Source organism: Streptomyces sp. NPDC085460, assembly GCF_044541975.1.
In the GTDB taxonomy this organism is placed as follows: Bacteria; Actinomycetota; Actinomycetes; order Streptomycetales; family Streptomycetaceae; genus Streptomyces.
In genome coordinates this window covers 60560-80249 of sequence record NZ_JBITTO010000004.1, presented here as the reverse complement: position 1 = coordinate 80249, position 19690 = coordinate 60560, and the positions used below count along the sequence as shown (strand labels likewise).

At 74.7% G+C, this 19690-nt stretch carries 16 protein-coding genes; 9 read left to right on the top strand and 7 right to left on the bottom strand.

The genetic code is table 11. From position 1 onward, the window contains the following. Window positions 1-31: 31 nt before the first annotated feature. Window positions 32-1189: an aminopeptidase P family protein gene (locus tag ACIGHB_RS11460; RefSeq protein WP_360309269.1), complete on the top strand. Its 1158-nt coding sequence runs from the start codon at window positions 32-34 to the stop codon at window positions 1187-1189. Between the two features lie 21 nt (window positions 1190-1210). On the opposite strand, the gene ACIGHB_RS11455 is transcribed toward ACIGHB_RS11460, so the two are convergent. The 3 genes from ACIGHB_RS11455 to ACIGHB_RS11445 form a co-directional block, all read right to left on the bottom strand. Continuing rightward, window positions 1211-2446, bottom strand: a complete 1236-nt coding sequence (locus ACIGHB_RS11455) for a serine hydrolase domain-containing protein (RefSeq protein WP_360309267.1) — start codon at window positions 2444-2446, stop codon at window positions 1211-1213. 99 nt (window positions 2447-2545) lie between these two features. Then, window positions 2546-4297: a malto-oligosyltrehalose trehalohydrolase gene (treZ, locus tag ACIGHB_RS11450; protein WP_399911771.1), complete on the bottom strand. Its 1752-nt coding sequence runs from the start codon at window positions 4295-4297 to the stop codon at window positions 2546-2548. Between the two features lie 69 nt (window positions 4298-4366). After that, on the bottom strand, window positions 4367-5335 hold the full coding sequence (locus ACIGHB_RS11445; RefSeq protein WP_399911767.1) for a GNAT family N-acetyltransferase: 969 nt from the start codon (window positions 5333-5335) through the stop codon (window positions 4367-4369). Between the two features lie 256 nt (window positions 5336-5591). Here ACIGHB_RS11445 and ACIGHB_RS11440 point away from each other — a divergent pair, with 256 nt between their 5' ends. The 3 genes from ACIGHB_RS11440 to ACIGHB_RS11430 all read left to right on the top strand — a co-directional run bounded on the left by ACIGHB_RS11440 (window position 5592) and on the right by ACIGHB_RS11430 (window position 8051). Then, window positions 5592-6140, top strand: a complete 549-nt coding sequence (locus tag ACIGHB_RS11440; protein ID WP_360309261.1) for a DUF1707 and FHA domain-containing protein — start codon at window positions 5592-5594, stop codon at window positions 6138-6140. A gap of 240 nt (window positions 6141-6380) precedes the next feature. Beyond that, window positions 6381-7460: a cytochrome P450 gene (locus tag ACIGHB_RS11435; protein ID WP_399911763.1), complete on the top strand. Its 1080-nt coding sequence runs from the start codon at window positions 6381-6383 to the stop codon at window positions 7458-7460. Between the two features lie 90 nt (window positions 7461-7550). Continuing rightward, entirely contained in the window at window positions 7551-8051 is a 501-nt protein-coding gene (locus ACIGHB_RS11430) for a hypothetical protein (RefSeq protein WP_399911760.1), read from the top strand. A gap of 58 nt (window positions 8052-8109) precedes the next feature. On the opposite strand, the gene ACIGHB_RS11425 is transcribed toward ACIGHB_RS11430, so the two are convergent. Both ACIGHB_RS11425 and treY read right to left on the bottom strand, forming a co-directional pair. After that, complete coding sequence (locus ACIGHB_RS11425; RefSeq protein ID WP_399911757.1) at window positions 8110-8328, bottom strand: hypothetical protein; 219 nt, start codon at window positions 8326-8328, stop codon at window positions 8110-8112. Window positions 8329-8371: 43 nt separating this feature from the next. Continuing rightward, the gene (treY, locus tag ACIGHB_RS11420; protein ID WP_399911754.1) at window positions 8372-10723 is read right to left on the bottom strand and encodes a malto-oligosyltrehalose synthase; all 2352 of its coding nucleotides are present in this window, start codon (window positions 10721-10723) and stop codon (window positions 8372-8374) included. Window positions 10724-10804: 81 nt separating this feature from the next. Between treY and ACIGHB_RS11415 the strand changes: the two genes are divergently transcribed. After that, window positions 10805-12058: an MFS transporter gene (locus ACIGHB_RS11415; RefSeq protein WP_399911752.1), complete on the top strand. Its 1254-nt coding sequence runs from the start codon at window positions 10805-10807 to the stop codon at window positions 12056-12058. Here the strand turns inward: ACIGHB_RS11415 and glgX are convergent. Beyond that, a complete protein-coding gene (glgX, locus tag ACIGHB_RS11410) occupies window positions 12012-14132 on the bottom strand; it encodes a glycogen debranching protein GlgX (RefSeq protein WP_360309249.1) in 2121 nt (706 codons plus the stop codon). The two genes, ACIGHB_RS11415 and glgX, sit on opposite strands and share 47 nt — an antisense overlap. Window positions 14133-14320: 188 nt before the next feature. Here glgX and ACIGHB_RS11405 point away from each other — a divergent pair, with 188 nt between their 5' ends. From ACIGHB_RS11405 to ACIGHB_RS11390, 4 genes are all read left to right on the top strand, one after another. Continuing rightward, window positions 14321-15178, top strand: a complete 858-nt coding sequence (locus tag ACIGHB_RS11405) for a Tat pathway signal sequence domain protein (protein WP_399911748.1) — start codon at window positions 14321-14323, stop codon at window positions 15176-15178. A 70-nt stretch (window positions 15179-15248) separates the two neighbouring features. Continuing rightward, on the top strand, window positions 15249-16586 hold the full coding sequence (locus tag ACIGHB_RS11400) for a copper amine oxidase (RefSeq protein WP_399911745.1): 1338 nt from the start codon (window positions 15249-15251) through the stop codon (window positions 16584-16586). A gap of 108 nt (window positions 16587-16694) precedes the next feature. Further along, a complete protein-coding gene (locus ACIGHB_RS11395; protein WP_399911742.1) occupies window positions 16695-17981 on the top strand; it encodes an SAV2148 family HEPN domain-containing protein in 1287 nt (428 codons plus the stop codon). A gap of 87 nt (window positions 17982-18068) precedes the next feature. Next, on the top strand, window positions 18069-18794 hold the full coding sequence (locus ACIGHB_RS11390) for a 3'-5' exonuclease (protein WP_360309241.1): 726 nt from the start codon (window positions 18069-18071) through the stop codon (window positions 18792-18794). A 12-nt stretch (window positions 18795-18806) separates the two neighbouring features. On the opposite strand, the gene ACIGHB_RS11385 is transcribed toward ACIGHB_RS11390, so the two are convergent. Next, entirely contained in the window at window positions 18807-19637 is an 831-nt protein-coding gene (locus ACIGHB_RS11385) for an alpha/beta fold hydrolase (RefSeq protein WP_360309239.1), read from the bottom strand. Between the last annotated feature and the right edge of the window lie 53 nt (window positions 19638-19690).

Below are 19690 nucleotides of genomic sequence, written 5' to 3'. Positions count from 1 at the left end.
ACGAACCCGGCCGCCGCGAAGGAGAGACCCCATGCCGAGCACCCCCGCCGGAGCGCCCGAGGCCGGCGACGCCCCCGCGCCCTTCACCGCCGACGACTACCGGGCCCGGATGGACCGGGCGGCGGCCTCCGCCGCCGACGCCGGGCTCGCCGGGGTGCTCGTCGCCCCCGGCCCCGACCTGGTCTACCTCACCGGCTACCAGCCGACCGCGATCACCGAGCGGCTCACCGTCCTCGTCCTCGCCCCCGGCCGGGAGCCCGTCCTCGTCGTCCCCACCCTGGAGGCGCCCGACGCGGAGAAGGCCGTCGGCGCGCCCGCGCTGACCCTCCGCGACTGGACCGACGGCAAGGACCCGTACGCCGTCACCGCGCCGCTCCTGGACGGGGGAGGCCGCTTCGGCATCAGCGACAACGCCTGGGCCATGCACCTGCTCGGACTCCAGGGGGCCGTGCCCGCCACCTCGTACGTCTCCCTCACCGAGGCGCTGCCGATGCTGCGGGCCGTGAAGGACGCGCACGAACTGGCCAGGATCGCCGCCGCCGGGGCCGCCGCCGACCGGGCGTACGAGGAGATCCTGAAGGTGCGGTTCGCGGGCCGCCGGGAGACCGAGGTCGCCGCCGACCTCGCCCGGCTGCTCATGGAGTTCGGCCACTCGCAGGTGGACTTCACCGTCGTCGGCTCGGGCCCCAACGGGGCCAACCCGCACCACGAGGCCGGCGAGCGGGTCATCGAGCGCGGTGACATGGTCGTCCTCGACTTCGGCGGGCTCAAGCACGGCTACGGCTCCGACACCACCCGGACCGTGCACGTCGGCGAGCCGACCGACGAGGAGCGCCGGGTCCACGACCTGGTCCGCGAGGCCCAGCAGGCCGGCTTCGAGGCGGTGCGGGCCGGCATCGCCTGCCAGGACGTGGACCGGGCGGCGCGGAAGGTGATCACGGACGCCGGGTACGGCGAGTACTTCATCCACCGCACCGGCCACGGCATCGGCGTCACCACCCACGAGCCGCCCTACATGATCGAGGGCGAGGAGCGCCCGGTCGTCCCGGGCATGTGCTTCTCCATCGAGCCGGGCGTCTACCTCCCGGGCCGCTTCGGCGTCCGCATCGAGGACATCGTGACCCTGACCGAGGACGGCACCGGCCACCGCTTCAACGCCACCCCGCACGCGATGGCGATCGTCGAGTAGCGGCGGCCGGCCCGGGGCGCGTCACGGGTCCAGCGGGTCCTCCGGCGCCAGCGCGGCCGCGATCCGCTCGGCGACCGACTGCGCCATGTTCCCGTCGGCGGTCGTCGCCGTCTTCGTCGCCGAGACCGCGATCGCGAGCCGCTTCTCGGGCAGGTACGCCTGGATCGCCGCGTAACCGGAGAAGGACGGGTTCTGGAGCAGCCAGCCGCCGGCGACGATCACCCCGAGCCCGAAGTGCCACTCCTCGGTCTGCTTCAGGCAGATCGTGGCCGGGCACGTCGCCGTCGGGGTGCCGAGGCCGACCGTGCCGGGGTTCAGCAGGACGCGGTACGAGCGCGGGCTGATCAGCTCGCCGCTGCCGATGCCCTGCGCGGAGCGGGCCATGTCGCAGACGGTGCTGGTGATGACGGCGCCGGGGCCGGTGGTCCAGGAGGGGTTCCAGTAGGTGGACTCCTCGTAGAGGCCCCGGTCGGAGGTGAAGGCGTGCAGCACCGGGGCCGGGATCTCGGGCGTGAAGGAGTTGCGGGTCTCCCGCAGGCCCAGCGGGCCGGTCACCAGCTCGTGGACGAGCCGGTCGATGCGGGTGCCGGTGATCCGCTCCAGGGCCCGGATCAGCAGCAGGTAGTTGGCGTGCGAGTAGCTCCAGTTGGTGCCCGGGTCGTACCAGAAGTCGTGGGAGAACGGGAAGGCCAGGAGCTCGGCGGGCGTCCAGTGCTTGAAGGGGTGCGCGGTCAGCTCGGCGCCGAACGCCGGGTCGGTGACGTAGTCGTGCAGGCCCGAGGTGTTGTTCGCCAGCATCCGCAGGGTGATCTCGCGGGCCCGGGGGACCTCCGGCAGCCAGCGCTCCACCGTGTCGTCGAGCCCCACCCGGCGCTGCTCGACCAGGCGCAGCAGGGCCGTCCCGATGTGGGCGAAGGCGACGGAACCGGCGCGGAAGTGCATGTCCGGCTCGGCCGGCACGCCCGTCATGGACTCGCCGAGCGCCCCGGTGACGAGCTCCCGCCCGTCCACGGTGACCCGCAGCAGCACGGCGTTGAGCTTGAGGTCCTTCCTGGCCTTGCGCGCGATGTCCAGGACGCGCCGGGCGTCCCCGGTGAGCGGTCCGGGGGTGCGGTCGCACGCCTCGGACCCGTGCCGGGGCGCGGCCTCCTTCGGCACGGCGACGGAGGTCGACGGGAGGGCCAGCGCCAGCAGGGCGGCGCCCAGGGCCGCCGCGCGGACGCGGACGCGGCGGCGCGGGGGAGTGGGGGGTGTCATGCGGGGCACTATGGCGCCCCGCGCGGCGCGCGGCGCCGGAACACTCCGCCACACGCCCATGTGGGTCCCCTCCGGTGGCCCGTGCGGCGCAGCCGGGGCTCAGCCGTCGGTCAGGACGACCGCCGACTCGCCGCCGAGGCGGAGCAGCCCGTCGCGGCCGGGGGGCTCGACCGGATCCCAGGCGGCGAGGACGCGGTCGCGACCGTTGGAGCCCAGCGGGATCGCGGCCGGCTCCGTGCCCAGGTTGACCGCCACCCGGACGTCCCCGCGCCGGAAGACCAGCCAGCGGGCCTCCTCGTCGAAGGCGACCTTCACCCCGCCGAGGTCCGGGTCGGTCAGGTCGGGCAGGGTGCGGCGCAGTGCGATCAGCTCGCGGTGCCAGGCGAGGATCCGGCGGTGCGGGTCGCCCTCGCGCTCCTTGCGGTCGAGGACCGAGCGGTCCCGGGTCGCCGGGTCCTGCGGGTCGGGCACGTCACTCTCCGCCCAGCCGTGCTCCGCGAACTCCCGCCTCCTGCCCCGCCGTACGGCCTCCGCGAGCTCCGGGTCGGTGTGGTCGGTGAAGTACTGCCACGGGGTGCGGGCGCCCCACTCCTCGCCCATGAACAGCATCGGCACCGACGGGCCGGTGAGCACCAGCGTCGCCGCGCAGGCCAGCAGACCGGGGGAGAGGGAGGCGGAGAGGCGGTCGCCCAGCGCCCGGTTGCCGATCTGGTCGTGGGTCTGGGCGTAGCCCAGGAAGCGGTGGGCGGGGGTGCGCTCGCGGTCCACCGGGCGGCCGTGGTGGCGGCCCCGGAAGGACGACCAGGTGCCGTCGTGGAAGAAGACCCGGGTGAGGGTCTTGGCGAGCGCGGCCATCGGGGCGCGCGCGAAGTCGGCGTAGTAGCCCTGGGACTCGCCGGTCAGCGCGGTGTGCAGGGCGTGGTGGAAGTCGTCGTTCCACTGGGCGTGCAGGCCGAGGCCGCCGAGGGAGCGGGGGGTGGTGGAGCGCGGGTCGGCGAGGTCGGACTCGGCGATCAGGAAGTGCTGGCGGCCCTGCTCCCTGGCCAGCTCGTCGACGGCGGCGGAGAGTTCTTCGAGGAAGGTGAGGGCCCGGTCGTCGGCGAGGGCGTGCACCGCGTCGAGCCGCAGTCCGTCGATCCGGTAGTCCCGCAGCCAGGCGAGCGCGCTGCCGAGGAAGTACGCCCGCACCTCGTCCGAGCCGGGCGCGTCCAGGTTCACCGCCGCGCCCCACGGGGTGTGGTGGCTGTCGGTGAAGTACGGCCCGAAGGCGGGGAGATGGTTGCCGGAGGGGCCCAGGTGGTTGTGGACCACGTCGAGGACCACGCCCATGCCCAGGCCGTGCGCGGCGTCGGTGAACCGCTTCAGCGCCTCGGGCCCGCCGTACGGCTCGTGCACCGCCCACGGCGCCACCCCGTCGTACCCCCAGCCGCGGACGCCGGGGAACGGGCAGAGCGGCATCAGCTCCACATGGGTGATGCCGAGCCCGGCGAGCTCCCCGAGCCGGGCCGTGGCGGCGTCGAGGGTGCCCTCCGGGGTGAAGGTGCCGACGTGCAGCTCGTAGAGGACCGCGCCGCGCAGCCGCAGCCGGGGCGGCTCGTGGCGCCAGGGGTGGGCGGCGTGGTCGACGACGGCGCTGAGCCCGTCCGGCCCGTCCGGCAGCCGGCGGCCGCGCGGGTCGGGGCGGACGGGGCCGTCGTCGAGGCGGAAGCCGTACCGGTCGCCGTCGGCGGCCGGTACGGTCCCGGTCCACCAGCCCTCTCGCAGCGGGTCCCGGTCGAGGGGGTGCCCGGTGCCGTTCAGCTCCAGGGTCACCCGGTCGCGGGCGTGCGGTGCCCAGACCTCGAAGAGCACGGCGGTTCTCCTCGCAGACGTCGGTGCGGTCGTCGGGGTGCGGTCGTTACGTCGCTCCCATCCTGGCAGTCAGGACCGCGACGCGCCCGGCGCGTCCCACACGTAGTCGATCTGACGCTGGAAGTTCACGTACCCGGCGCGGGCGAAGGCCGCCGCCATGGGCACGTTCCCCAGGTCGGTGGCGGCGCGCACGCGCGGCACGTCCGCCTCGGCGAGGATCCGGGTGCCGTGGGCGAGGATGTCGTCGATGTAGCCGTGGCCGCGGTGGGCGGGGAGCACCCCGATGTAGGCGATGATCGGGTTGTAGCTGTTGCGCGCGGGGATCACGAAGCCGACCGGCTCGCCGGTGCCCGGGAGTTCGGCCACCTGCCACCAGTCGCGCGGCGAGGTGTAGTGCGGGAACTCGTCGTCGTAGTGGCGCTCGGCGGCCTCCCGGGGCGACAGGCCCTCGGCCAGGTCGGCCTGCCCGTGCGCGTCGAGGGTGCCCTCCATCACCGGGGTCATCAGGGCGAGGAGGTCCTCGCGGTCCCGCACCGGGCGGAACACCAGCCGGCCGGTGGGCTCCGGGACCGGCGTCCCGGGCAGCCATTCCAGGCGCAGCCGCTCGACCAGCGGCCGGGCGCCCGTCTCCGCGAGCAGCGAGAGCAGCAGCTCCACGCGGTCGCGGGTGTCGGGGACCTCGCGCCAGTCGGCGGGCAGGTAGCGGCTGAACTCGGGCGGCACGGTGCCGGCCGGGACGACGGCGGGCAGGGCCGCGCCCAGCAACCGCCGTCCCACCTCCGCCGCCTCGTCGGCCGGAAGCTCCGGGTCGAGGTCGAAGAAGTCGAGGGCGAGCGGCTCGCCCCCGTCCTTCTTGGTCCACCAGGCGACGCGGCCGAGCAGCCGGCCGTCGCGGAGGGCCACCCACATCCACTCCGGGCGGCGGCGGCCGTCGGCCAGGTCGTCGGCGAGTTCGTGGTCGAGCGTGTAGGTGAGGCCGAGGAACAGGTCGAGTTCCCCGGGTCCCGCGAGCGGGCGGACGGTGAGGCCGTCGGTCATACGGAGGTTCCCCCAGGAGTAACGGTCGGTCGAGCTCGCAGACGGTAGCAGTGATCTTGACGGGCGGGCGCGGCAATTCGCGCAGGTCCGGGCCCGGGGCGCGGGTCTCGGGGGTGGGGTCCCGCGCGGCGGCGGGGTGTCGGGGGCGCGCACGCGGACCGGGGCGGCGGGTGTCGGGATGTCGTGCCCGAGCTGGTACGGCTCCGGGACGGGAGGCTTCTGGACAGCTCGGGGCGGGCACCCGGACAATCACGGTGTGACGACCCCTTACGAGCCCCCGGCGCACTCCCCGCGGCTGACCGACGCCGAGCGGGACCGTGCGCTGGGCCTGCTCCGGGAGGGCGCCGCCCAGGGCCGGCTCTCGCACGACACCTTCCTCTTCCGGATGGAGCGCGCGCTCCAGGCCCGCCGGCCCGACGAACTCGCCGTGCTCACCGCCGATCTGCGCGGCGAGGGCGGCTGGACCCGGCGGGTGGTCGGCGCGGTCGAGCGGATGTCGGCGTTCACCGCCCGCATCGGTCGCGCCTGGCACGCCGAGCGGCTGCCGAAGCTGCTGCTGCCGCAGCCGGGGCCGTACCCGCTGCGGATAGGCCGCGACCCGGTGAACGGGCTGCGGCTCAGCCACGAGACGGCCTCCCGGCTGCACGCCGAGCTCTCCCTCCAGGGCGGGCTCTGGGTGCTGCGCGACCTCGGCTCCACCAACGGCACGACCGTCAACGGGCGCCGGGTCGTCGGCGCGGTCGTGGTCCGGGCCGGTGACGTCGTCGGCTTCGGCGAGATGACCTTCCGGCTCTCCCGCGACTGAGCGGCCGCGAGATGACTTTCCGGCTCTCCCGCGACTGAGCGGCCGCGAGGTGACCTTCCGGGTCTCCCGCGACTGAGCGGCCCGTTCCACCGGTCCTTCGAGGTCAGCGCCGTGCGCGCTCACCCGTTCGGCGGTACGTGGCGGGCGGCGGGACCGGCCGGGTGGTGGGGTGGGGGGACGCGCGCCGCGATCCCGGGGCGCCGCCGGCACCGCCGGACGAGCCGAACGACAGGGGGCGCGATGCGCGACGAGCCGAACCGCCGGACGGGGGACCGCGAGCACGACGACCCCTGGCGGCGACTGCCCGCCATGGCGCCCGCCGCGCCCGCCGCGCCCGCCGGACGCGCCGCCGCGACCGCGCCCGGACGCGTCCGGACCGTCGCCGAGCCCTCCGTGCCGACCCTCGCGCGGACGGTCGCGCCCAGCCCGCTGGACCCCGGCGCCGCCCTCGACCCGTACCCGGTGCACCGCCGGCTGCGCGAGGAGTTCCCGCTCACCTACGACCCGCTGCTGCGCGCCTGGGTGCTGAGCCGGTACGCGGACGTGGCCACTGCCCTCACCGACCGCCGCTTCACCCACGGGCACCGGCCCGGCGACCCGGCGTGCGCCCGCGCCCACACCGACGTCGACCTCGCCGAGCTGCGGCACGTCGTGGAGCGCACCGCGCACGTGCTGGCCCGCCGGATCGCCGGCCGGGACCGGGCCGACCTGGTGGCCGACTTCTGCCACTGGCTGCCCGCCGGGACCGTCGCCGCCGCCGTCGGCGTCCCCTACCGGGACATGATGCGGCTGGTGCGGGGCCGGGCCGCGACCGCGCTCGCCGGCGAGTGCGGCGGGCAGATCGCCGTACGGGAGAAGGCGCTGGCCTCCTTCCTCGGCAACGTCCTCGCCGACCCCGACCAGGTCGCCGCCCTGCGGCACGCCCCCGCGGGCCTGGTGGCGCGGGCGTGGGCCGAGTCGCTGCGCCGCGACCCGCCGGTGCAGATCGCCGTCCGCCGCACCCGGGAGGACGTGCCGGTGAGTGGCGGGATCCTGCCGGGCGGCTCCTCGGTGGCGCTGCTCGTCGGGGCGGCCGGGCGGGACCCGGAGCGGTTCCGCGAGCCGGACCGCTTCGACCCGCTGCGCGACGACCCCGGCCAGCTCACCTACGGGCCCGGCTTCTGCCCGGCGGTGATCCTGGCGGGCCTGGAGGCGGAGTACGCGATCCGGACGCTCTTCGAGGCGATGCCCCGGCTGCGGCTGGCGGACGGATTCCGTCCGGCGCCGGCCGGGCTGATCACCCGCGCCCCCAGGACGCTGGTGGTCCTGCCGAACGGCTGACGCGTGGCGGTGCCCGCCCGCTGCTAGGGTGACGTGCGCTCGTCAAACGAGCCCTTTCTTCTCGCACGACATCCAACGGGGATTGAACAAGTGAAGCTTCGTCATGCCCGCGCGGTCGCCGTCTTCGGCATCGCCGTCCTCGCCCTCACCGGTGCCCGTGGTTCGGGTGGCGGCGGCTGCGACAACAGCAGCAGCGGCTCCTCCTCCAGCTCGTCCTCCAGCTCCGGCGGCAGCGGCCACACCGACAACGACAGTGACAGCAACAGCAGTTCCGGCGGCTCCGTCTCCGGTGGCGGCGGCAGCGCCGACCAGGCGTCCCGGGACATCACCATCGACAAGTGCGCCTACGACGCGGCGACCAAGAACCTCACCGCCCGGATCACCGTCAAGAACGACGGCGTCCTCGACTACGACTACAGCGTCACGATGAAGTTCTCCGGCTCGGGCGCGGTCCCCGCGACCGCCGTGAAGACCGGCATCGCGGTCGCGGCCGGCGCCTCCGCCACCGCCGAACTGACCACCCCGTACGTGGGCACCGGCGACGGCTCCGAGTACACCAAGTGCGAGGTCTCGCGCGCCAGCCGCCTCTGAACCGACGGCGACGGGCGGGCGGCGCGGGGCCGCACGGTCCCCGCGCCGCCCGCCTCCGTCAGCGGCGCCTCTGGTAGGCGTCGCTCTGGGTGGGCGGGGCGTTGTGCACCGCCCACGAGTTGTACGAGACCCGGTCCTGCGCCGCCTGGATGCGGGCCCGCTCCTCGATGCGCAGCCCCTCCGCGTTCTCCGTCCGGGACCCGCTCCGGCGCGTCAGCACCACCGTCAGCAGCACGATGAGGCCCGCCAGGCCCCCGAACAGCACCCCCAGCGCCATCGGCTTCCCCCTCTCGTCGAGCGTGGTCCGGCCAGTATGCGGGTCAGGGCCTGATCCGCGCGAGGAGGGCGACCGGCCGGTCGGCGAACAGCTCCGCCAGCTTCAGCTCGCTCTCCGTGCCGCCCGTGAACTCCCGTACCCCGTCGAGGACATCGGCCCAGCGGCCCTCCGGCAGCACCAGCTCCGTGTCCCGCCAGCCGCCCGCCTCCGCGAGCCGCAGCGACAGCCGCGTCACGGCCGTCACCACCTCGTCCGAGCGGACGAAGGCCAGACAGTGCGCGGCGGCCGGGCCCTCGGCGGCGAGCGGCCGGTGGCCGGCGCCCGCGCCGAAGGCCGCCGGACGCTCCCGGCGCAGCCGCAGGGCGGCCCGCACCAGAGCCGTCCGCCCGTCGTCGGGACCGGGCGCGAACGGCGCCCGGTTGTCCGGGTCGACCAGCGCCCGGTACTCCCGCTCGGTGTTCTGGTACAGCTCCGGCACGCCCGGCATCGTCAGCTGGACCAGCGCGGCGCCGTCCGCGTGCGCCCGGATGTGCGGCTCCAGGGCGAACGCGGCCTCCGACGCGGACCGCAGCGGCACGCGGCCGGGCCCGGCCGCCGTGAACTCGGCCACCGCCCGCTCGTACGCCGGATCCTGCTCGGTCCAGGACGTCCGCAGGCCCTCCTCCCGTACGGCCTTGAGCACGGCGGGACCGATCCGCTCCGCGTCCGGCGTGCCGAAGCCGAAGGCGGTCTGCCAGGCCGTCCAGGCGAGGTGCGGATCCGGCGCCGGGATCCCGGCGACCTCGGCCAGCAGCCCGGCCCACACCTCCGGGCACTGGGCGAGCACGGCGATCGCCGCCCGCACGTCGGCGCTGCGCTTGGTGTCGTGGGTGGTGAGGACCGTGCCGCCGGCCGGCCAGTCCCGGGCCAGCCGGGCGCAGGCCGCGTGGAACTCCTCGACGGTGACGGCGGGCCGGCCCGGATCGCCGCCCACCTCGTTGGCGGACAGCAGCGGCGCGTACCGGTAGAAGGCGGTGTCCTCGGTGGACTTGGCCCGCAGCGCCGAGGAGGTCTGCGCGAACCGGGCCCGGAACGCCCGGTGTCCGGGGGAGTCGCCGCGGAGGCCGAGGAGGAGCCCCCGTACGGCGTCCACGGCGGTGGCCTCCTCCGGCACCGCGAACGCGGCCCGCGCGCCCCGGGCGGCCTCGGGGGTGAGCACCCGCCCGGCGTCGGTGGGCCCGTAGGGCCGGTAGACGGGCACGCGGACGAGGAGCTCCTCGATCGCGGTCCGCAGCGCCCAGGGCGCGTGGTCCTGGAGGGCGGGATCGGCGGCGCAGAGCCGGGCCGCGGCGCGGGTCAGGACGGCCGTCTCGGCCGCCAGGTCGTGCCGCACCACCTCGTACGCGGCGCGCCGCTCCGTCGCCTCCCACTCCCCGCCCCGGTCGGCCGAGCGGCCCACGAACTCCTGGTAGTGCCGAGCCAGTTCGGCGGAGCCCTCCGGGTCGGTGAGGACGCCGTCGACCAGCCGCAGGGCGTCGTAGCCGGTGGTCCCGGAGACCGGCCAGGCGTCCGGCAGGGTCTCGGGCCCGGTGAGGATCTTCTCGACCACCGTCCAGCACCGCCCGCCGGTCGCCGCCGCGAGCCGCTCCAAGTAGCCCTGGGGGTCGGCGAGTCCGTCCGGGTGGTCGATGCGCAGCCCCTCGATCACCCCGTCGGCGACCAGCTCCAGGACCTTCGCGTGGGTCGCCGTGAAGACCTCCGGGTCCTCGACCCGCACCCCGATGAGGTCCGAGACGGTGAAGAAGCGCCGGTAGTTCAGCTCGGTGCGGGCCAGCCGCCACCAGCCGAGCCGGTACCACTGGGCGGCGAGCAGCTCGTCCAGGGGCAGGTGCGCCGTGCCGTCGCGGAGCGGGAACTCCTGCCCGTCGAGACGGAGCGCGCCGTCCTCGACCCGCAGCCGGTCCCGTACGTCCGACAGGCGCGCGGGCAGCACCGGCAGCAGCAGCCGGCCGTCCCCGGCCGACCGGTCCAGGTCGAACCAGCGGCCGTACGGCGAGTCCGGGCCGTGCCGCAGCACCTCCCGCAGCGCGTGGTTGTGGCGCGGCGAGGCCGCCATGTGGTTGGGCACCAGGTCCACCACCAGGCCGAGGCCGTGGGCGCGGGCGGTGGCGGCGAGCCGCCGCAGCCCCGGCTCGCCGCCGAGCTCCGCGCGGACCGCGCGGTGGTCGGTGACGTCGTACCCGTGGAGGGAACCGGGCACCGCCTCCAGGACGGGGGAGAGGTGCAGGTGCGAGACGCCGAGCCCGGCGAGGTGCGGCACGGCGCGCTCCGCGGCGGCGAAGGGGAACGCGGGCTGGAGCTGGAGCCGGTAGGTGGCGGTGGGTACGACGGCGGGCGCGTGGCGGTGGGACGTCATGCGAACGTACGTACCCCGTACGGAAGCTTCCGTGTCATCGCCCGATGCACCCGTTCGGGGGTATCGCGTTACTTTCGGCCGATGCTCCGGACGTACCGCGACACCTTCGCCCTGCTCGGCCCCGTCCTTCCGGTCCTCTCCTTCCTCGGTCGGCTGCCGACGGCGATGTGCCAGCTCGGCAGCGTGCTCCTGGTCGCGGAGACCAGCGGCTCCCTCGCCACCGCCGGGCTCGCCGGGGGCGCCCTGGCCGCCGGACAGACCGTCGCCGGACCGCTCCTCGGCCGGCTCGCCGACCGGCGCGGCCAGCGCGGCCCCGTGCTCGCCGCCTCCCTCGCCAACGCGCTCGCCGTCGCCGCCCTCGTCCTCGCCGCCGTCGCCGACGCCCCCACCGGCCTGCTCGTCCCGCTGGCCCTGCTCGCCGGCGCGACCGTCCCGCAGATCGGCCCGCTCGCCCGGACCCGCTCGGTGGCGCTCGCCCGCCGCGCCGGCGCCGACGACCGGACGGTCGGCGCCGTCCTCTCCTTCGAGGGCACCCTCGACGAGGTGTCCTTCGTCCTCGGCCCGGCGCTCGTCGGCCTCGCCGCGGCCCTCGCCCACCCGGCCGCCGCCCTGCTCGGCGCGGCCCTGCTGCTCGCCCTCTGCGGCACCGGCTTCGCCCTCCACCCCACCGCCCGCGCCACCGCGACCGGAGCGGACCCGGCCGCCACCCGCACGGGCGCCGCCGAACGGACGCGGCTGCCCCGCTCCGCGTACGCCCTCCGGGTGACGATGGTCCTCCAGGGCGCCATGTTCGGCGCCTCCCAGGCCGGGATCACCGCGCTCACCGACACCCTCGGCGCCCCCGCCCAGGCCGGGCTCGTCTACGCGGCGATGGGCGTGATGAGCGCCGCCGTCGGCCTCTCGCTCGCCGCCCTGCCCGCCCGGATCGGACTCACCCTCCGCTGGCGGACCGCGACCACCGCCCTCGTGCTGCTCTCCCTCCCGCTGCTCGCCGTCGACTCGCTCCTCGGCCTGTACGCGGTGGTGACCGTGCTCGGCGCCGCCTACGCCCCGCACCTCATCACGGTCTTCGCGCTGACCGAGCGGGCCGTCCCGGCCGGCCGGCTCGCCGAGTCCATGGCCTTCCTGACCAGCGGGATCGTCGGCGGCCAGGCGCTCGCCCTGGCACTGTCGGGGCGGCTCGCCGAACAGCACGGCGCCCCCGCCGCCTTCGCGGTGGCGGTGGGGGCGGCCGTGGCCTGCGCGGCGCTCTCCTGGGCCGTCCGGACCGGAGCGCCGCGCGGATCGCTCACGCCGGACGGCGCAGCACCGTCAGGCTCAGCGGCGCGAGGGTGACGCGCTCGCCCGCCACGATCTCCGGGCCCTCCCGCGGCGGCATCCCCTCCGGGTCGGAGGTGTCCACGACCGTCCGCCAGCACCGCCCGTGGCTGTCCGGCACGGCGAACTCCAGCTCCTGCGACGAGGCGTTGAACATCAGCAGGAAGGAGTCGTCGGCGATCCGCTCGCCCTGCGTCCCCGGCTCGGAGATCGCGTTGCCGTTGAGGAAGACGGTGAGCGCCCGGGCGTGCGCCGCCTGCCAGTCGCGGGCCGTCATCTCCTCGCCCTCCGGCGTGAACCAGGCGATGTCGGTGAGCTCGTCGTGGGTGCCCTCCACCGGCCGGCCGTGGAAGAACCGGCGCCGGCGGAAGACCGGGTGCTCGCGGCGGAGCCGCACCATCGCCCGGGTGAAGCGCAGCAGGGTCGCCTCGGCCTCGCTGTTCTCCTTCGGCCAGCGCACCCAGGACACCTCGCCGTCCTGGCAGTAGGCGTTGTTGTTGCCGCCCTGGGTGCGCCCGAACTCGTCGCCGTGGCTGAGCATCGGCACGCCCTGCGACAGCATCAGCGTGGCGAGGAAGTTCCGCATCTGGCGGGCCCGCAGCTCGGTGATCCCGACGTCGTCGGTCTCGCCCTCCTCCCCGCAGTTCCACGACCGGTTGTGGCTCTCGCCGTCCCGGTTGCCCTCCCCGTTGGCCTCGTTGTGCTTCTCGTTGTACGAGACGAGGTCCCGGAGGGTGAAGCCGTCGTGGCAGGTCACGAAGTTGACCGAGGCGAGCGGGCGGCGCCCGTCGTCCTGGTACAGGTCGGAGGAGCCGGTCAGCCGGGAGGCGAACTCGGCGAGCGTGCGCGGCTCGCCCCGCCACAGGTCCCGCACGCAGTCCCGGTACTTGCCGTTCCACTCGGTCCACAGCGGCGGGAAGTTGCCCACCTGGTAGCCGCCCTCGCCGACGTCCCACGGCTCCGCGATCAGCTTCACCTGGCTCACCACCGGGTCCTGCTGCACCAGGTCGAAGAAGGACGACAGCCGGTCCACCTCGTGGAACTGCCGGGCCAGGGTGGCCGCCAGGTCGAAGCGGAAGCCGTCCACGTGCATCTCGGTCACCCAGTACCGCAGACTGTCCATGATCAGCTGGAGCACGTGCGGGGACCGCATCAGGAGCGAGTTCCCGGTGCCGGTGGTGTCCATGTAGTACCGGGGGTCGTCCGCGAGCCGGTAGTACGAGGGGTTGTCCAGGCCCCGGAAGGAGAGCGTCGGGCCCAGGTGGTTGCCCTCCGCCGTGTGGTTGTAGACCACGTCGAGGATGACCTCGATGCCGGCCTGGTGCAGCGCCCGCACCGCCGACTTGAACTCCAGCACCTGCTGCCCGCGGTCGCCCCAGGAGGCGTACGCGTTGTGCGGGGCGAAGAAGCCGATGGTGTTGTAGCCCCAGTAGTTCGACAGGCCCGCGTCGACCAGCCGGTGGTCGTTCACGAACTGGTGCACCGGCATCAGTTCGAGCGCGGTGACGCCGAGTTCCTTCAGGTGGCCGATCACCGCCGGGTGCGCGAGCCCCGCGTAGGTGCCGCGCAGCTCCTCCGGAAGGTCCGGGTGGAGCATCGTCAGGCCCTTCACATGGGCCTCGTAGATCACCGTGTGGTGGTACTCGGTGCGCGGCCTGCGGTCGTCGCCCCAGTCGAAGTACGGGTTCACCACCACCGAGGTCATGGTGTGCGGCGCCGAGTCGAGGTCGTTGCGCGCGTCGGGCCGCCCGAAGGGGTACCCGTACACCGCCTCGCCCCACGCGATCGACCCCGACATCGCCCGCGCGTACGGGTCGAGGAGGAGTTTCGCCGGATTGCAGCGCAGCCCGCGCTCCGGCGCGTACGGCCCGTGCACCCGGAAGCCGTACCGCTGCCCGGGCATCACGCCCGGCAGGTACGCGTGGCGGACGAAGGCGTCCGTCTCGCGCAGTTCGACGGACGTCTCCGTGCCGTCGTCGTCGATGAGACACAGTTCCACGCGGTGCGCCGCCTCCGAGAAGACCGCGAAGTTGGTGCCCGCTCCGTCATAGGTGGCGCCCAGGGGGTACGCCTGTCCCGGCCAGACCTGCATGGATACGAATCTTCCTCTTCTGTCCGGGTTCATGCGTGCTCTTCGGCCAGATCCTGCCCGAAAGACGCGCAACCTCCCGGGAACCCGCCCCGTCCTCCAGGGTGTCCGCAGGCCAAGCGGGGGATTGAGGGGGAAACGTGTACGAAATAGTGCGCCGCCACCTGGGGAAGGTGGTAGCGGGAGCGGCCATGGCGGTGACGGGGACCGCCGCCGCGGTCGCCATCAGCCTGCCGGGCACGGCCGGAGCGGAGGACACGCCCGCCGGCCGCGCCGCCGCCTCGGGCACCACGCCCGGCGCGGTCCCCGGCACCGGCGGCACGGAGAACCGGCCCGGCACGGACGGCGCCCCGGGGACGGGAAGCGCCCCGGGCGCGGAAGCCACCGACGGCACCGAAGGCACCGGCGGCCGGGGGGCCGCCGCGCTCGCCCCCGCCACCGTCGCCCCGGCCGCCGCCGAGGGCCCCAGGGGCACCGGCACCGATCCGCTCACCGACGCCGAACTCGCCCGCGCCAGGACGCTCGCCCTCGCCCCCGCCGACACCGCCGCCCGGCAGGACGTCGACGGCGACCGGGGCCGCCCGCAGCACCTCGGCACCGAACTCGCCGACCCGGTCCCCGGACGGGAGACCACCCGCCGCGCCCAGGTCCGCTTCTACGACTACGCCCGCGACGAACTCGTCACCCGGACCGTCGACCTGACCACCGGGAAGATCGAGTCCACCGGCACCCAGCGCGGGGTCCAGCCCTCCGCCCACCCCGAGGAACTGCGCACCGCCCTCGGACTCATCCTCGCCAGCCCCCTCGGCAAGGGGGTCAAGGAGGACTACCGGGACGCCACCGGCAAGGAGCTCAAGAGCGCCGACCAGCTCTGGTTCAACGGCGACGTCTACCGCACCTACCGGGAGAGGAACGTCCCCGAGGCGCTCTCCCGCTGCGGCGAGCACCGCTGCGTCCGGCTCGTCACCAAGGTCCGCAACGGCGCCTGGATCGACACCCGGAACCTGATCGTCGACCTCTCCGCGAGGAACGTCGTCCGCGTCGGCTGACCACCGACGCCCGCCGTTCCCCTTCCCGCCCCCTCCCGCGGGGGGCCCGCGCACGAAGGAGCACGCCCGCATGACCGACCGGCACCACCGGCGCACCCGGGGGATCCTCGCCGCCTTCGCGGCCACCGCCTTCCTCGGCACCGCCACCGCCGCCGCGGCCCCCGCCTCCGGGGCGCCCGCCTACCCGAACCCGCCGGGACCCGGCACCACCGCCGCGCCCCCGCCGCCCGCCCTGCCCGCCGCGCCCCTCTGCTCGGCCGCCCACCGCATCACCACCAAGCTCGACGGCGGCGCCTCCTGGGAGATGTGCTGGCGCTACAGCACCGACGCCGGCCTGATCCTCGACGGCATCACCTACCGGCCGCCCGGCGGCGCCGCCGTCCGCGTCCTGTCCACCGCCCGGCTCGCCCAGATCCACGTGCCGTACGACGACGGCGGCGCCGAGTACGACGACCTCACCGGCGCCGGCTTCGGCTGGGGCCTCCAGGACCTCAAGCCCGCCGAATGCCCCGGCGGCACCCTCTCCACCGTGAAGGTGCCCGAGGTCGGCACCGTCAAGGGCCTGTGCACCACCACCCGGGCCCGCGGCCACGCCTACCGCATGGCCAGCGACTCCGGCGCCGGCGTCTACCAGGCCCAGGCCAAGGACCTGCTCGTCTACACCGTCAACAAGGTCGGCTGGTACGAGTACATCACCGAGTGGCGGTTCTCCTCCGACGGCACGATCGGCGCCAACGTCGGCGCCACCGGCAGCCTCTCGCCCGTCGACTACAACGCCACCGACGGACGCGGCTGGCCCATCGGCAAGGGCGCCCGCGGCTACGCCACCAGCCACGCCCACAACGTCTTCTGGAAGCTCGACTTCGGCCTCGACGGCGGCAAGGACCGCATCGAGCAGTACGACTCCACCGTCACCCCGCCCACCGGCGACGGCGGCCCCACCGTCAAGACCCGGCGGACCGCCGTCACCAAGGAACTCGCCGGCGACGCGAAGAACATGCGCTGGTGGCGGGTGGTCAGCGGCACCGGCAAGAACGCCGACGGCCACGCCCGCAGCTACGAGATCGTCCCCGGCCACACCGACACCCACGCCGGCCGCGGCTTCACCAAGCACGACGTCTACTTCACCCAGGCCCGCGCCTGCGAGCAGTACGCCAGCAACAACATCGGCGCCTGCGCGCCCAACGCCGGTGACAGCGTGGACAAATGGGTCAACGGGGAGACTCTGACCAAACCGACCGTGTGGGTCAACATCGGGTTCCACCACATCGCCCGGGACGAGGACCAGCAGCCCATGCCCGTCCACTGGCAGGGCTTCCAGCTCGCGCCCAGGGACGTAACCGCTATGAATCCCCTCACTCCGTCCGATCTCGCCTCCCAGAACGGTCAGCCGCCGACCGAGAGTTGAGCGGACAGCCGACCGATCCTGCTGCACCGCCCTCCGCTCGCGGAGTACCCTTCCTTGATCTTGTCGGAAGAATCGGGACGGGCGTCCAGAGCAGAAGGCGGTGCGCGGGTGAGCTCGGGAGGTCTTGAGCTGCCCTCCGGTGACGCGGGTCACGAGGGGGGACCGGCCGACCCCGGGGAGGCGCCGCCCACGGTGGTCCTCCCCACCGGCCCGGCAGCACCCCCCGGCGCGGTCTCGGTGGTCCGCCCGGTGGAGATCGGCGCCGAGCTCGACTGGGGCGCCGAGGCGTGGAGCGAGGTCCGCACCCGCGCCCAGCGCGCCGGCCGCGCCTACATCTGGCTCAATCTCGTCGAACAGCGGATGCGCGCCGTCGTCGCCGCCGTCCTCCGGCCCGTCTACGAGCCCGTCCACGGCGACGAGTGGGTGGTCGCCGCCGCCGGGCCGGCCGGCCAGGAATGGGTCCGCCGGGCCGTCGCCGTCCGCGAGGTCTCCCGCCGCAAGGGCTACCTCCTCGACCCCGCCGACGACAACGTCCTCTCCTTCCTCACCCTGCCGCAGCTCCGCGAGCTGATGGTCCAGCACTGGCCCTGCTTCGAGCCCTACTTCGACGACCGGCGCGAGGTCGAGCTCGCCCTCGACGAGCTGGAGGTGACCCGCAACGTCGTCTCCCGCAACAGGGCCCTCTCGCCCACCGTCCTCGCCCAGGCCGAACGGGCCTCCGCCCGCATCCTGGAGATCCTCGGCAGCGGCGCGGGCGCCCCCTCCGCCGACCGCCTCCCCGTCGACGCCGTCGAGGACCTCGTCGGCGACCGGTACGCCGACGTCGTCTCCGTCCACCCCGACCGCGTCCGGCTCCAGCGCCAGCTGCCCGCCGAGGACCTCTTCGGCGGCGCCCGCCGCCTCGACGCCACCGGCATAGGTCTCAACCTGCTCGTGCAGAACTTCTCCGGCCGCCGCATGGTCCGCCTCGCCGAGTCCGGCTGCCGGATACGGCTCCTCTTCCTCAACCCCGCCAGCAGCGCCGTCAAGCGCCGCGAGCGGGAGCTCGGCATCCGCAAGGGCGAGCTCAGCCGGTCCGTCGAGATGAACATCCTGCACATGCGCCGGGTCCGCTCCAAGCTCCGCGACCCCGACGCCTTCCAGATCCACGTCTTCGACGAGACCCCCCGCTTCACCGCCTACCTCGTCGACGGCGACGGCCCCGACGGCGTCGGCGTCGTCCAGTCCTACCTCCGCCGTGCCCGCGGCATGGAGGCGCCCGTGCTCGTCCTGCGCGGCGGCGGCCGGACCGTCGTCCGGCAGGGCGCCCCCGGACGTGACGCGGACCACGGCCTCTTCGAGACCTACCGGGAGGAGTTCGAGTCCGTCTGGCTCGACTCGCGGCCCGTTTCCTGACCCCCGCCCCCGACCCCGCGGCGGCGTTGTCAGTGCCGCGTGCGAGGGTGTCAGCACCAACGGGGGAGATCACGTAAGGAGGACCCGATGGCCTGGCATGGGGAACCACTGGTCGGCTTCGACCTGGAGACGACCGGGACCGACCCGCTCGAATCCCGCATCGTCACCGCGTCGATCGTCGGCGTCCACCGCGGAGCGGTGGTCCGGCAGCGCGACTGGCTCGCCGACCCCGGCGTCCGCATCCCCGAGCAGGCGTCGGCCATCCACGGCATCAGCAGCGAGCGCGCCGCCGCCGAGGGCCGCCCGGTCCGCGAGGTCGCCGACGAGGTCGCCGAGACCCTGACCGGCTACTGGTCCCAGGGCGTCCCCGTCGTCGCGTACAACGCCTCCTTCGACCTCACCCTGCTCTCCGCCGAGCTGCGCCGGCACGGGCTGCCCTCGCTCGCCGAGCGGATGGGCGGCACCGGCATCGGCCCCGTCCTCGACCCGTACACCATCGACCGGGCCGTCGACCGCTACCGGCGCGGCAAGCGCACCCTGGAAGCGGTCTGCGGCGAGTACGGCGTGGAGCTCACCAGCGCCCACCAGGCATCCGCCGACGCCCTCGCCGCCGTCCGGGTCGCCCTCGCGATAGCCGCCCGGCACCCGCAGGTCGCCGCCCTCGACCCGGCCGAACTGCACGAGCGGCAGATCGGCTGGTACCGCGCCTGGGCCGAGAACTTCCAGGACTTCCTGCGCCGCAAGGGCGACGAGCACGCCGTCGTCGACCCGGTGTGGCCGCTGCGCGGCGAGCCGGCGGTCGTCACCCCCTGACGCGTGCGGCGGTCAGGCGTTCTCCTTCAGGAAGGAGAGCAGCAGGTCGTTCACCGTCTCCGGCCGGTCCAGCTGGAGCCAGTGACCCGCCTCCTCCACCCGCTCGTACCGCCACGACCCGGCGACGTGCTCGCCCGTCCGCTCCATGGAGCGCTCGGTGAGGAACCGGTCCCCGGTCGACCAGACGCCCATCACCGGAACCCTCTCCGGCAGCGGCGCCACCGCCCCGTCCGGGGCGAACTGGACCTCCGCGGGCAGGCCCGCCCGGTAGATGTTCAGCGCCGCCGTCAGCGCGCCCGGCGCCCGCAGCGGCTCGATCACCGACTCCGCGTCCGGATGCTCGGCCAGCATCTCGCGCAGCTGGGCGTGGTCGTCCCGGGAGAGCCACTCCTCCGCCAGCCCCGCCAGCTGGAAGAGCAGCATGTACCACGAGCGCTGCTTCTGCTCCCAGCCCGCCGCCCGCACCGCCGCGATGTGCCCCACCGAGAGCAGGCTGAGGCTCCGCACCCGGTGCGGCACCACCGAGGCGATCCCCTGCGCGACGCCCGACCCCCAGTCGTGCCCGACCAGATGGAAACGGGTCACCTCCAGCCGGGTCAACAGCTCCATCAGGTCGCCGATGTGCCTGGCCGGGTGGTACGCCTCCGGGCCGCCCTCCGGACGACTCGACCCGCCGAAGCCGCGCAGGGTCGGCGCCACCGTCCGGAAGCCGGCCGCGTTCAGCGCCGGGACCTGGTGGCGCCACAGGGCGTGGCTGTCGGGGAAGCCGTGGAGCAGCAGCACCACCGGACCCTCACCGCTCACCTCGACGTCCAGCGTCACCTCGGACAGCTCGACCCGCATCACAACACCCCGTTCCCGTCGGCCGGTTCGACGGCATCATGATGGCAGGCCGG

Bases quoted from the DNA above. Each gene is read 5' to 3' on its own strand.
- ACIGHB_RS11405 (WP_399911748.1), top strand. From the start codon at position 14,321: ATGGCGGTGACGGGGACCGCCGCCGCGGTCGCCATCAGCCTGCCGGGC.
- ACIGHB_RS11435 (WP_399911763.1), top strand. From the start codon at position 6,381: ATGCGCGACGAGCCGAACCGCCGGACGGGGGACCGCGAGCACGACGAC.
- ACIGHB_RS11415 (WP_399911752.1), top strand. From the start codon at position 10,805: ATGCTCCGGACGTACCGCGACACCTTCGCCCTGCTCGGCCCCGTCCTT.
- ACIGHB_RS11445 (WP_399911767.1), bottom strand. From the start codon at position 5,335: ATGACCGACGGCCTCACCGTCCGCCCGCTCGCGGGACCCGGGGAACTC.
- treY (WP_399911754.1), bottom strand. From the start codon at position 10,723: ATGACGTCCCACCGCCACGCGCCCGCCGTCGTACCCACCGCCACCTAC.
- ACIGHB_RS11460 (WP_360309269.1), top strand. From the start codon at position 32: ATGCCGAGCACCCCCGCCGGAGCGCCCGAGGCCGGCGACGCCCCCGCG.
- ACIGHB_RS11455 (WP_360309267.1), bottom strand. From the start codon at position 2,446: ATGACACCCCCCACTCCCCCGCGCCGCCGCGTCCGCGTCCGCGCGGCG.
- ACIGHB_RS11425 (WP_399911757.1), bottom strand. From the start codon at position 8,328: ATGGCGCTGGGGGTGCTGTTCGGGGGCCTGGCGGGCCTCATCGTGCTG.
- ACIGHB_RS11385 (WP_360309239.1), bottom strand. From the start codon at position 19,637: ATGCGGGTCGAGCTGTCCGAGGTGACGCTGGACGTCGAGGTGAGCGGT.
- ACIGHB_RS11390 (WP_360309241.1), top strand. From the start codon at position 18,069: ATGGCCTGGCATGGGGAACCACTGGTCGGCTTCGACCTGGAGACGACC.
- glgX (WP_360309249.1), bottom strand. From the start codon at position 14,132: ATGCAGGTCTGGCCGGGACAGGCGTACCCCCTGGGCGCCACCTATGAC.
- ACIGHB_RS11400 (WP_399911745.1), top strand. From the start codon at position 15,249: ATGACCGACCGGCACCACCGGCGCACCCGGGGGATCCTCGCCGCCTTC.